This window comes from Acinetobacter sp. YH12136 (genome assembly GCF_013418545.1).
GTDB lineage: Bacteria > Pseudomonadota > Gammaproteobacteria > Pseudomonadales > Moraxellaceae > Acinetobacter > Acinetobacter towneri.
Genome location: NZ_VPBV01000009.1, coordinates 41,992 through 54,716 on the forward strand (window position 1 = coordinate 41,992; position 12,725 = coordinate 54,716).

Sequence of the window (12,725 nt, forward strand, 5' to 3'; positions counted from 1 at the left end):
CAGGGAACGACCATGAAGCTCAATAGAATTTATTCGGCTATTTTACTTAGCACTCTCCCACTTACACCTGCGCTTGCTGCTGGTTTAGACCGTTCCGGTCAATCTATTGCTGCATTTTTACAACCGGGTAATTATGCAGAAGCAGGTATTTCTATTTTAGATCCAAATGTATCTGGTCAAGACAAAGATAAACATCAAGCAGATGACATGGCAGGTGATTATTACTTCCCACACGCTGCATTAAAAGTTCAAGCAACTAACAAAGTGTCGATTGGTTTAATTTACGATCAACCTTTTGGCGCCGATGCTGAATATTTTGGGAACAATAATTTTGTTGAAAGTAGACCTGTACCATTTCAAGGCAGTACTTCTGTTGTGGTTGATACCCAAAATTTAAACCTGTTAGTGGGTTATCAACCTAATGAAAATTGGAATCTATATGCTGGTGCTGTATATCAGACAGTAGATGGTACTGTTATTTTACGTGGTACTGCATATTCAGCCTTTAATGGTTATGATTTTAAAACAGGTGAAGATGAGTCTGTGGGTTGGTTAGCGGGTGTTGCTTATCAAATCCCTGAAATCGCACTTAAAGCTTCTGTTACTTACCGCTCTGAAATTGAGCATGAAATGACTGCTTATGAAAACTTTGGTGCAATAGGATTTACCCAAATCCCTACACTAGATGCAACTATGACGCAAATTAGTTCTACACCAGGTAAAACACAACTAACAACACCACAATCTGTCAATCTAGATTTCCAAACGGGAATTATGGCGAACACCGTTGCATTTGCAAACCTTCGCTGGGTGGACTGGTCAAATTTTAAAGTACAACCATACAAATTTGGCAAGCTTACTCAAATATTAGGCCAAGCTGGTTATGTACCCACCAAACCCAATGGATTTAACCTTATTGACTATAAAGATGACCAAATTTCTGCAACTGTTGGTGTAGGACGTAAGTTCAATGATCGTTGGGGTGGTAATGTATCTGTAGGCTGGGATTCTGGTGCCGGCAACCCTGTTACGACCTTAGGTCCAACTGAAGGCTACTGGAGTGTGGGTACAGGTGTTCGCTACTCACCTACCGAAAATTATTTCATTGGTGCAGGATTTAAATACTTCTGGTTAGGTGATGCTGATGCCGTCACAGGTGCACACACGGAAGCAGGCAAGTTTGAAAATAATTACGCTGTTGCATATGGATTAAATATTGGCTACCGCTTCTAAATCAATGCACTGTTAATATTGCATAAAAACAAAGGGCATCAAATGATGCCCTTTATTGTATTCAGCTTCAGATTAAGCAGGAATATCTCGTACCGAAGCACCACGAATTGCTTCTTTTAATGCTGCATAACCATGAATTGCAGGGAATTGTGGGAATTCTGCGATCACATTATCAGGTGCATCAAATAAGAAACCTTTGTCCGCTTCACCTAGCATCGTTGTATCGTTATACGAATCACCTGCAGCAATTACACGGAAATTTAAACCGTGTAATGCTTTAACCGCCTGGCGCTTTTGGTCGGGTTGACGCAATTTGTATGCTGTAATCATGCCATTTTCATCTGTTTCTAGCTTATGGCAGAAAATGGTTGGCCAACCCAACTGCTTCATCAACGGATGTGCAAACTCGTAGAACGTGTCTGAAAGAATAATCAATTGGAAGTGTGTGCTCACCCACTCTACAAACTCTTTCGCGCCAGGAAATGGCCCCATATCCGCAATCACCGCTTGAATATCATTCAAACCCAAGCCATGCTGTTTTAGAATATTTAAACGCTGAGTCATCAACACATCGTAGTCAGGAATATCACGTGTAGTTGCTTCAAGTTCTTTAATGCCAGTTTTTTTTGCAAAGTTAATCCAAATTTCTGGAACTAACACACCTTCAAGATCAAGACATACGATTTCCATGGGCTCTCCCAAAATACCTGTAAAAATTTTTCCCTATCATAGCCGAAGATTTGGTATTTGCCTTGATCTTTTTTAAATCTATTTCATTCATAAGCATTTATTTTTTAGTGATAAGACCTTATTAGGAATTCCATTAAAATAATCCACTCAAGTATAAAGATTAGCCCTCAAGCCGACTGCAGGAAGACTTATGCATACCATTCCCACCATAGACATTGTTGATGCACTCGCGACTGAATATGCAGATAAATCACCAAGTGACATTTTAAAGCTTGCTTTGAGTCAGCAAGGTGAAGTCGCAATTTCATTTTCAGGTGCAGAGGATGTGGTGCTAATTGATATGGCATCCAATTTAGGTTTGCCATTTCGTGTATTTAGTTTAGATACAGGACGTTTGCATCCTGAAACTTATCAATTCTTAGAAACTGTACGCAAATATTATAATATTGAGATCGAGATTTGCTTTCCCGAAACCGAAGGGGTACAACAATTAGTTCAAGAAAAAGGCTTGTTTAGCTTTTTTGAAGATGGACATCAGGAATGTTGCGGAATTCGCAAAGTTCAACCTTTACGCAAAAAACTGGCAACTTTAGATGGTTGGATTACAGGACAACGTAAAGACCAAAGCCCGGGTACACGCCAAGATATTCCTGTCATACAAACAGATTTAGGCTTTTCAGGTCCAGCCAAGCAATTAATCAAATATAATCCACTGGCAAACTGGTCAAGCAGTGACGTGTGGAATTACATTCGCATGATGGAAATTCCATACAATCGTTTGCATGAAAAAGGTTTTATTTCTATTGGCTGTGAACCTTGCACCCGCCCTGTGCTCCCAAACCAACATGAACGCGAAGGTCGTTGGTGGTGGGAAGAAGCAACGCACAAAGAATGCGGTCTACATGCTGGAAATTTAAAATAACAAATCTGTTACTACAATAAAAATCACAGTTTTACTGTGATTTTTATTGACTTGCGATGGCGCAAAAATCACTATATTTGTTTGATAAAAAAGATATACTGAATTAAATCTTATATAACTCTAAAAACCTTGTTCAGATAAGAACAAGCGTAGAAATTGCAGTGAGGCAATCCACAATATGCGTCCATTACACCCTATTGATTTTATTTTCCTATCACTCGAAAAACGTCAACAGCCCATGCATGTGGGTGGATTATTCTTATTCCAAATTCCAGAACATGCGCCAGCCACTTTTATTCAAGACTTGGTTGCCGATATTCGCAATTCAAAGTCGATGCCTATTGCACCATTTAACAATAAGCTCAATGGTCTGTTTTGGGATGAAGATGAAGAGTTCGATCTCGATCATCACTTCCGTCATATTGCCTTGCCAAAACCGGGTCGCATTCGTGAATTATTAACTTATATTTCACAAGAACACAGTTCACTGATTGATCGCGCCAAACCTTTATGGACTTGCCATATTATTGAAGGTATTGAAGATAATCGTTTTGCGATGTTCTTTAAAATTCATCATGCTATGGTAGATGGCATTGCAGGCATGCGTTTGGTGGAAAAATCCCTATCGCATGACGAAAATGCAAAAAGAATTGTACCGCCTTGGTGTGTGGAAGGCCCACGTGCTAAACGTCTGAAAGAACCGAAAGTCAGCCGTTTAAAGAAAATTTTTGGTGGGGTTAAAGGTCATGTTGAAGCAACCCCTCGCGCAGTTTATGAAGTATCACAAACTGTTGCCAAAGATATGGGACGTAATCCTGATTATGTCTCCAGCTTCCAAGCACCAAGCACCATCTTAAACCAACGTGTGAGCGCCTCACGTCGTTTTGCCGCTCAATCTTTTGAGTTTGCACGTTTGCACCGTATTGCTAAAGCTTTGGGTGTAACTATTAATGATGTGGTGCTGGCAATTTGCTCAGGCGCATTGCGTGAGTACTTACTCAGCCAATATGCATTACCTAAAAAACCTCTTATTGCAATGGTGCCTGCCTCTATTCGTGATGACGATTCTGAAGTATCCAATCGAATCACCATGATTTTAGCCAACTTAGGTACGCACAAAGAAGATCCGCTTGAGCGTTTAAAAATTGTGCGCCGCAGTGTACAAAATGCCAAGCAGCGTTTTAAGCGCATGAATGCCAATCAAATTATGAACTATAGTGCTTTTGTTTACGGCGCTGCTGGTTTAAATATTTTGTCAGGCATTATGCCAAAGCGTCAGGCCTTTAACTTGGTGATTTCCAATGTACCTGGCCCACGTGAACCTTTGTATTGGAATGGTGCAAAGCTAGATGCACTATACCCTGCTTCAATCGTGTTAGATGGACAAGCTTTAAACATTACCATGACCAGCTATTTAGACAAATTAGAAGTTGGTTTAACTGCTTGTCGTCATGCCTTACCGAAAATGCAAAACTTATTGCAACACTTGGAAGATGAAATTCAGCGTTTTGAACAGATTATTGATGCGCCTGAAGGGGTCAATAAAATCGTGGATTGATACGTCAATCCATTAGAAAAACAATTCAATAGAATCAATTAAGGGGCAATTGCTGCCCCTTATTTTTGAATAGTACGACACTGTTTTAATAATTGCTGACAAACTGCACTAACCATTGCAGTGGTAATTTGAGTTTCTTTACCTTGCTCATCCACAATATAACCATTATGTGTCACTTTACGATCTAATACTTTTAAACTCTTTTGAATCACAACTTTACTCATACCCATGGCATACCTCATTTGCTAAACCGAGGGAGATGTTCGGCTTTGGCTACTCTGTATGCTTAGTATTGAGAATTCGCTCAAAAAAGTAAAATTTCAGATGTAACAACTGTTTAGCGATATCCTGTTACAATTTCAGCTCAAAATGATATCGTATTGCTCTTGCGTATATAAATTTTCCACCTGAAATTTAATCACACGGCTGACAAAGTGCTCTAAATCCGCCACTGCTGGCGCTTCGGCAGTTAACAATCGGTCAATCACCGATGGGTGCGCAACGACAGTAAAGCCACGTTGTGATTCGAATGCGCGTGCATATCTTAAAATTTCTCGAAAAATTTCGTAACATACTGACTCTGCTGTTTTGACATATCCCCGTCCCTGACAAGTTGGACAGGCTTCACAAAGTAAATGTTCTAATGATTCACGGGTGCGTTTACGGGTCATCTCGACCAAGCCCAGTTCAGACACTTGGGTAATTTTGGTCTTGGCATGATCTCGTTCAAGCATACGCTCAAACTGACTCAAGACTTCATCACGATGCTGTACTTCTTGCATATCAATGAAGTCGATAATGATGATGCCACCCAAATTACGCAAACGTAACTGGCGGGCAATGACCTGTGTCGCTTCCATATTGGTTTTAAAAACAGTGTCTTCTAAAGTCCGACCACCGACATAAGAACCCGTATTCACATCAATGGTGGTCATGGCTTCGGTCTGATCAATCATCAGATAACCGCCTGACTTTAATGCCACACGGGTTTGCAACGCTTTTTGAATATCTTCTTCGACATTGTATAAATCGAACAGTGGGCGCTCGCCTGGGTAATGAATCAGGCGATTGTGCATATTGGGCACAAACTCATCCACAAATTCTTTTAATTTGGCGTGAATTTCACGTGAATCGACATAAATTTTGGCGGTGTTATCATTCGCCAAATCACGAATTACGCGTTGCGGTAACGGCAACTCTTCAAAAATCAAAGAAGGCACAGCAATGCTTTTTTGTTTACGCTGAATGTATTCCCACAATTTTGCCAAGTAACACATATCTTGCACTAAGGCCGCTTCATCGACGCCTTCGGCTGCTGTGCGTACAATCACTGAACCTGGTAATTTATGCTCAGCCTGAATGGTTTCAATGATCCCGCGTAGACGCTCACGTTCTTCACTCGATTCAATGCGTTGTGATACGCCAATATGACTGCCATACGGCATTAGAACCAAATAACGCGAAGGAATGGAAAGATCAGTGCTCAGTCGTGCGCCTTTAGTACCGAGCATATCTTTCATCACTTGCACGGTTAGAATTTGCCCAGGCTGCAATAATTCAAAGACATTCGGTGTAGGTTGGCTGCGCGGCCAAATCATGTCATTGATATGCAAAAAAGCAGTACGCGATAAACCAATATCGACAAAAGCGGCTTGCATGCCTGGCAGCACGCGCACCACTTTGCCTTTATAAATATTGCCCACCAAACCACGCTTGGCTGTACGCTCAACGAATAGTTCATTGACCGTGCCGTTTTGAATTAACGCCACCCGACACTCCATCGGTGTGACGTTAATCAACAACTCGTCAGACATAATAAAACTCAAAACATTATAAAAATTTTTGTGCAGCAGTTAATTTAGTGCCTTAACTGTCTGTAATAACTGTACGGTTTCATAGAGTGGCAGGCCGACAACATTGCTATAACTGCCCTCAATACGCGGAATATAACGTGCTGCGATGCCCTGAATCGCATAAGCACCCGCTTTTCCAATCGGCTCACCTGTTGCCCAGTAGCTTTCCATATCATCTAGGCTAAGCGATTGAAATTCAACCTGTGTACGTACCACTATACTGGATTTTTTCTGTTTTGTACGCACACAAACCCCTGAAAAAACATCATGTTTTCGACCAGAAAGTTGTGACCAAATGGCAAAGGCATGTGCTTTGGATTCTGGCTTGCCCAAAATCTGCCCATCTACGCCTAGACTGGTATCGGCAGCAATCACAATAGCATCAGGAAATAGCCGTAAAACCGCATCGGCTTTGGCACATGCCAACCGCTCAACATACGCGGCAACATCTTCGCCCGCTAAAATAGATTCATCGATGTCTGGACTGTAAATTTCAAATTCCAGCCCAAGCTGTTGCAGGAGTTCCCGACGGCGCGGTGAACTTGAGGCAAGAATTAAATGCGCCATTTTCGCAAGAAATAATACAGCACAGGCCAGAGCAAAATACTACTCAGCAAAGGTTGCCAATGACGGGCAAATGGGAACTGAATCCCACCCATGACTTGCATCACCCAAATCAGGGCGAGGTGAGCCAAAATTGCGATTACACTAATGACCCATAAATTCGCAAACGTCATAATACGGCGCTCACGAGTCAGGAAACGCGCCACAAAAGTAATCACCACAAAACTCAAGGCATTCATGCCCAAAGGTGCATCGAGGAGCAAGTCTGCAAACAAGCCTGTACCAAAGGCAAACCAAATACCACACCAAGTTGGTTGCCCAAGCACCCAAAACAAGGTCACCATCAACATAAACAATGGTCGCCAACCCGAGCCTGTATAAGACAGCGGATACACCATGAGTACAGATGCAGCAATTACAGAAAAAATAATCGGAAATAGTGGATCTTTATTCTTGTTTTGTCCGAGTCGGGTTTGTCCAATTTTAGCGATTGGCATTTGGCTGCTCCTTCGCTAAAGATTCTGAGAACAGCACCACCACATGATGACCACCCGCCAATTGTGCTGCAGGTATCACATCAATTTGTGCAAACTCACCAGAATTATGTCGGCTGATTTTGGCAATGCTTCCAACCAAATATCCTGCAGGGAAATGCTCGCCCAAGCCTGAGCTATAGACTTTCTCTCCAACCTGAATATTGGCACTGGTCGGTACATATTCCATTTTCAAACGCCCTAAATCGCCCGTACCCGACACAATGGCTCGCATGCCTGTATGTTCCAAACGCACTGAAAGTGAGTGTTCTTTGTCAGAAAGCAACATGACACGGCTACTGTGTGGATACACCGCAATGATCTGCCCCATAATGCCTTTATCATCCAAAACGGTTTGCCCGACTTTGAGCTGATTTTGTGAACCACGGTTAATCACAATAATGTGGCGCAAAGGATCGGCATCGGTACCAATTACTTCAGCAATTTCCATGCGTCCATCAATGATTAGAGGCGTATCGAGTAGACCACGCAGGCGGGTATTTTCTGCAGAGAGTTCAGACAATTTTTGCAAACGGACTTGAGCCTGTAATAGCTCTGCCTGCATCGCGGTATTTTCACGACGCAATTGAGCCTCAGACTTACTTTGTTGACTTAGCCATTCTCGCGACAATACAGGATAGCTTGCAAGGGCATAAATTGGATTATATGCCGCATACAAAACATCACGTGCAGGTTGAATTACATGCGGGACACGCCAGTTAAAGAACAGGATGACCAAGCAAGTAATGACCGCAATTATAAAAGAGCGAAAAGATGGCGGTTGTCTGGAAAACAGATTTGTTTGCACCGCCGAATCCTATGTATTAGCCAACAAATAACATATCGTGGTTTGGATTATCAAAGAATTCCAAGACCTTGCCACCACCACGGGTAACGCAAGTTAATGGTTCTTCAGCGACTACCACAGGCAAGCCAGTTTCTTGTGCCAAAAGCTTGTCTAGGTTACGCAATAACGCACCGCCACCGGTGAGCACAATTCCACGCTCTGCAATATCGGAAGAAAGTTCTGGTGGAGTTTGTTCCAGTGCAGATTTTACTGCCGATACAATGCTTTGTAACGGATCAGAAATGGCTTGGGTAATTTCATCAGAAGTTACAGTAATGGCACGTGGCACACCTTCTGCCAAGTTACGACCACGTACTTCAATTTCCAGTGGTTTAGCACCTTCATCTGGCAATGCCATGCCAACTTCTTTCTTAATAGTTTCTGCTGTGGTTTCACCAATCACACAACCATGTGCCTTGCGCACGTAGTTAATGATTTGCTCATCAAACACATCGCCACCAATACGCAATGAATCTGAATAAACACAACCTTGTAATGAAATAATCGCGATTTCTGTCGTGCCACCACCAACATCTACCACCATTGAACCACAAGCTTGCTCGACAGGCATACCTGCACCAATTGCTGCTGCCATTGGCTCTTCAATTAAACGTACATCACGTGCGCCCGCATTAAACACGGCTTCACGAATGGCACGGCGCTCTACCAAAGTAGATTTGCATGGTACACACACCACTACACGCGGTGCAGGTGGGAATAAACGTTTTTCATGCACTTTGCCAATAAATTGGTTCAGCATGGTTTCAGTCACTTCAAAATCAGCGATAACACCATCTTTCATTGGGCGAATTGCAGAAATGTTTGCAGGGGTACGACCCAACATTTGTTTGGCATCAAGACCGACTGCGGCAACAATTTTCTGTGAACCGCTGTGACGAATTGCCACAACTGTCGGTTCATTTAATATAATGCCTCGTCCTGGCGCATAAATAAGTGTATTTGCTGTACCTAAATCAATGGCTAGGTCTGGCGAAAACAAGCCAATTAGTCGTTTTAGAATCACGGAGTCGTTCTCGATTAAACTTTATGTGGACGCAAGTTGGCAACTTTAACTAAATGTGGTGCGTTGAACAAGTCAATCGCTTATTATAACGCACGATATTTTGAAATTTTTTATTAATACTGATTTTAGGTGATGTTATGTCTACCTCGGATGCTCAGCATTCTGCAGATTTAAATGCACAAACAGTTTCAGCAATTGCCCATCTTGCTCGTCTTAAACTCAATGATACGCAATCTGCTGAGTATGCTCAAAGTCTAAATAAAATTTTAGGCATGATGGAAAGCTTAAAAGGCATAAATACCGATGACGTTGAGCCTTTAAAAAGCCCATTTGACCACCCTCAACCATTACGTGAAGACGTCGTAACCGAACAGAATCATCGTGAGCAATATCAAGCTGTTGCCCCTGCAGTTCAGGATGGCTTGTACCTTGTTCCACGTGTGATTGAATAATTTATTCGGCTGTTACATTTTGACTTCATAAAAAGGTAAAAGAATTTTTCTCATGACAGATTTACATCGCTTATCGATTCGTGAAATCTCTGAGGGTTTAGCGGCAGCCAAATTCTCCTCTCGCGAACTAACAGAACATTATTTAAAACGTATTGCCAAAATTGATCCGCAAGTGCGCTCTTATGTCACCGTGACCAATGAAGTAGCACTGGCACAGGCGGATGCAGCCGATGCATTACGTCAGGCGGGTCAAGCGACAGCACTGACAGGTATTCCTGTTGCACATAAAGATATTTTTTGTACCCAAGGCATTAAAACCTCTGCGGGTTCAAAAATGCTGGACAATTTTATCTCGCCTTATGACGCAACTGTGGTGGCACAAGGTAAAAATGCAGGTTTGGTCACTTTGGGTAAAGTGAACATGGACGAATTCGCAATGGGTTCAACCTCTGAAAGTTCGTTCTATGGCGCGACCAAAAACCCATGGGCGCTAGATCACGTACCTGGTGGTTCGTCAGGTGGTTCTGCTGCTGTCGTGGCGGCTGACCTTGCACCATTTGCTACAGGTACAGATACAGGTGGTTCAATCCGTCAGCCTGCGTCTTTCTGTGGTTTGACTGGTCTCAAACCAACTTACGGACGTGTTTCACGTTACGGCATCATCGCTTATGCATCATCTTTAGATCAGGCAGGCCCAATGGCACGCTCTGCAGAAGACTGCGCATATTTAATGAATGTAATGGCTGGTCATGACGCCAAAGACTCAACCTCTATGGATAAAGCGGTTGAAGATTATGTGGCGAACCTGAATGCAACAACGCTCAAAGGCTTACGCATTGGTATTCCGAAACAATACTTCAATGTGGCTGGTTTAGATGCTGCGGTGAAAGCACGTGTTGAAGAATCACTAAAAAAATTAGAAGAATTGGGCGCAGTATTGGTTGAGATTGATCTCAACATGACTGAAAGCTACGTGCCAACTTACTATCTGATTGCCCCTGCAGAAGCATCATCTAACCTTTCTCGTTACGATGGTGTGCGTTATGGCTACCGTGCAGAAAATCCTCAAGATATTTTAGACCTCTACAAACGCTCGCGTTCTGAAGGTTTTGGTGCAGAAGTGCAACGTCGTATCTTGATTGGTACTTATGCCCTTTCTGCGGGTTATTACGATGCTTACTACGTGAAAGCACAAAAAGTCCGTCGTTTAATTCAGCAAGACTTCTTAAAAGCCTTTGAACAGGTCGATGTGATTGCAGCACCAACTGCACCAACAACTGCCTACAAAATTGGCGCGTCTTTAGACCCTGTTGAAATGTATTTGGGTGATATTTACACCATCGCGGTGAACTTAGCGGGCTTACCTGCAATTAGTGCGCCTGTTGGTTTTGACCAAGATCACTTGCCTGTAGGTTTACAATTGATTGGCAATTACTGGTCTGAATCACAACTGTTATCTGTGGTACATCAGTATCAACAAGCGACCGATTGGCATACTCAACGCGCTGCAATTGCTGAGGAGAACGCATAATGGCGAAGAATACTGCTAAACCCAAATCAAACCTGATTGATGGCTGGGAAGTCGTAATTGGTATTGAGATTCACACTCAGCTTGCAACCAATTCTAAAATTTTCTCGGGCTCATCAACCGAATTTGGTCAAGACCCAAATACGCAAGCCAGCCTTGTTGATTTAGCTATGCCGGGCGTCTTGCCTGTGTTGAATAAAGAAGTGGTGGATTTGGCAATCCGTTTTGGCTTGGGTATTGATGCCTACATCGACCAAGCCTCTGTATTTGCACGTAAAAACTACTTCTACCCGGATTCTCCAAAAGGCTACCAGATCAGCCAGATGGATAACCCGATTGTAGGCTTGGGTCATATCGACATCCAACTTGAAGATGGCACAACCAAACGCATTGGCGTAACCCGTGCACACCTTGAGGAAGATGCGGGTAAGTCGATTCATGATCAATTTGAAGGCATGTCAGGTATTGACCTCAACCGTGCAGGCACACCTTTATTGGAAATCGTATCTGAACCCGATATGCGTTCGGTTGAAGAAGCCGTAGCTTATATTAAAGCGATTCATACACTGGTTCGTTGGTTAGGTATTTCTGACGGCAACATGGCTGAAGGTTCATTCCGTGCCGACTGTAACGTGTCGTTACGTCGTCCGGGTCAACCCTTCGGTACACGTTGTGAACTTAAAAACCTGAACTCATTCCGTTTCATTGAACAGGCAATCAATGTTGAAATTGAACGTCAAATGGAAATCTTGGAATGGGATGGTACGATTGACCAAGAAACACGTTTGTTTGACCCTGTGAAGATGGAAACGCGTTCAATGCGTTCGAAGGAAGAAGCCAACGATTACCGTTACTTCCCTGATCCAGACTTGTTGCCTGTGATTATTCCTGATGCGCAAATTGAAGCCATTAAAGCGACTATGCCTGAGCTTCCTGCTGCACGTCGTGCACGTTTCGTGGCGGACTTTGGTGTAACTGAGTACGATGCTCACGTGCTTACATTGACTCGTGAAATGTCAGAATTTTACGAAGCTGTAGTTGCTGCAGCAGGTGGTGCGGCACACGGTAAAATTGCAGCAAACTGGGTGATGGGTGAATTCTCAGGTGCTTTAAACAAAGCAGGTTTAGATTTGGCAGACTCACCTGTATCTGCCGAGAAACTTGGCGGTATGATCGCACGTATTGTAGACAACACCATTAGCGGTAAGATTGCAAAACAAGTGTTCGGCTTTATGTGGGATGAAGGCAAAACTGCAGACGAAATTATTGCGGAAAAAGGCTTGAAACAGGAAACTGATACAGGTGCGATTGAAGCAATTATTAAGGAAGTGCTTGCTGCCAACGAAAAAATGGTTGAAGAATATAAGTCTGGTAAAGACAAAGCCTTCAACGGTTTAGTCGGTCAAGTGATGAAAGCATCTAAGGGTAAAGCCAACCCTGCTCAAGTGAATGAATTAATGAAGAAATTGATTGGATAATTTATTCGATAATTAATTGATTTTATGTTATAAAAACCTCGCT

Annotated in this window: 13 protein-coding genes; 6 read left to right on the top strand and 7 right to left on the bottom strand. The window is 42.8% G+C overall.

Annotated elements, in window-relative coordinates; translation table 11 throughout:
* The first annotated feature begins 12 nt into the window (after window positions 1-12).
* On the top strand, window positions 13-1,233 hold the full coding sequence (locus tag FTU71_RS05895) for an OmpP1/FadL family transporter (RefSeq protein ID WP_180037853.1): 1,221 nt from the start codon (window positions 13-15) through the stop codon (window positions 1,231-1,233).
* 72 nt (window positions 1,234-1,305) lie between these two features.
* Here FTU71_RS05895 and thrH read toward each other — a convergent pair whose 3' ends face one another.
* Window positions 1,306-1,923: a bifunctional phosphoserine phosphatase/homoserine phosphotransferase ThrH gene (gene thrH, locus FTU71_RS05900; RefSeq protein WP_096901782.1), complete on the bottom strand. Its 618-nt coding sequence runs from the start codon at window positions 1,921-1,923 to the stop codon at window positions 1,306-1,308.
* A 190-nt stretch (window positions 1,924-2,113) separates the two neighbouring features.
* On the opposite strand from thrH, the gene FTU71_RS05905 reads away from it, so the two are divergent.
* Both FTU71_RS05905 and FTU71_RS05910 read left to right on the top strand, forming a co-directional pair.
* The gene (locus tag FTU71_RS05905; protein WP_179994118.1) at window positions 2,114-2,845 is read left to right on the top strand and encodes a phosphoadenylyl-sulfate reductase; all 732 of its coding nucleotides are present in this window, start codon (window positions 2,114-2,116) and stop codon (window positions 2,843-2,845) included.
* A gap of 178 nt (window positions 2,846-3,023) precedes the next feature.
* Window positions 3,024-4,403 carry a wax ester/triacylglycerol synthase family O-acyltransferase gene (locus FTU71_RS05910; RefSeq protein ID WP_179994117.1) on the top strand — a complete coding sequence of 460 codons (1,380 nt, stop codon included), beginning with the start codon at window positions 3,024-3,026 and terminating at the stop codon, window positions 4,401-4,403.
* Between the two features lie 59 nt (window positions 4,404-4,462).
* On the opposite strand, the gene FTU71_RS05915 is transcribed toward FTU71_RS05910, so the two are convergent.
* The 6 genes from FTU71_RS05915 to FTU71_RS05940 form a co-directional block, all read right to left on the bottom strand.
* Window positions 4,463-4,633: a PA1571 family protein gene (locus tag FTU71_RS05915; RefSeq protein WP_004975418.1), complete on the bottom strand. Its 171-nt coding sequence runs from the start codon at window positions 4,631-4,633 to the stop codon at window positions 4,463-4,465.
* Between the two features lie 129 nt (window positions 4,634-4,762).
* A complete protein-coding gene (gene rng, locus FTU71_RS05920) occupies window positions 4,763-6,217 on the bottom strand; it encodes a ribonuclease G (protein WP_104852376.1) in 1,455 nt (484 codons plus the stop codon).
* A 39-nt stretch (window positions 6,218-6,256) separates the two neighbouring features.
* On the bottom strand, window positions 6,257-6,823 hold the full coding sequence (locus tag FTU71_RS05925; RefSeq protein ID WP_004975413.1) for a Maf-like protein: 567 nt from the start codon (window positions 6,821-6,823) through the stop codon (window positions 6,257-6,259).
* Window positions 6,811-7,317, bottom strand: coding sequence for a rod shape-determining protein MreD (gene mreD, locus FTU71_RS05930; RefSeq protein ID WP_154320436.1), 507 nt, complete (start codon window positions 7,315-7,317; stop codon window positions 6,811-6,813). Before mreD ends, FTU71_RS05925 begins: the two co-directional genes overlap by 13 nt.
* Window positions 7,304-8,161, bottom strand: a complete 858-nt coding sequence (gene mreC / locus FTU71_RS05935) for a rod shape-determining protein MreC (RefSeq protein WP_180111656.1) — start codon at window positions 8,159-8,161, stop codon at window positions 7,304-7,306. The genes mreD and mreC overlap by 14 nt, the downstream gene beginning before the upstream one ends.
* A gap of 16 nt (window positions 8,162-8,177) precedes the next feature.
* Complete coding sequence (locus tag FTU71_RS05940) at window positions 8,178-9,224, bottom strand: rod shape-determining protein (RefSeq protein WP_004975408.1); 1,047 nt, start codon at window positions 9,222-9,224, stop codon at window positions 8,178-8,180.
* 137 nt (window positions 9,225-9,361) lie between these two features.
* On the opposite strand from FTU71_RS05940, the gene gatC reads away from it, so the two are divergent.
* Genes gatC through gatB form a run of 3 tightly spaced genes read left to right on the top strand, consistent with a single transcriptional unit; the run spans window position 9,362 to window position 12,682 of the window.
* Window positions 9,362-9,676: an Asp-tRNA(Asn)/Glu-tRNA(Gln) amidotransferase subunit GatC gene (gene gatC, locus FTU71_RS05945; protein WP_004975405.1), complete on the top strand. Its 315-nt coding sequence runs from the start codon at window positions 9,362-9,364 to the stop codon at window positions 9,674-9,676.
* 52 nt (window positions 9,677-9,728) lie between these two features.
* On the top strand, window positions 9,729-11,207 hold the full coding sequence (gene gatA / locus FTU71_RS05950) for an Asp-tRNA(Asn)/Glu-tRNA(Gln) amidotransferase subunit GatA (protein WP_004975402.1): 1,479 nt from the start codon (window positions 9,729-9,731) through the stop codon (window positions 11,205-11,207).
* Window positions 11,207-12,682, top strand: a complete 1,476-nt coding sequence (gatB, locus tag FTU71_RS05955) for an Asp-tRNA(Asn)/Glu-tRNA(Gln) amidotransferase subunit GatB (RefSeq protein WP_154320433.1) — start codon at window positions 11,207-11,209, stop codon at window positions 12,680-12,682. The genes gatA and gatB overlap by 1 nt, the downstream gene beginning before the upstream one ends.
* Window positions 12,683-12,725 lie beyond the last annotated feature (43 nt).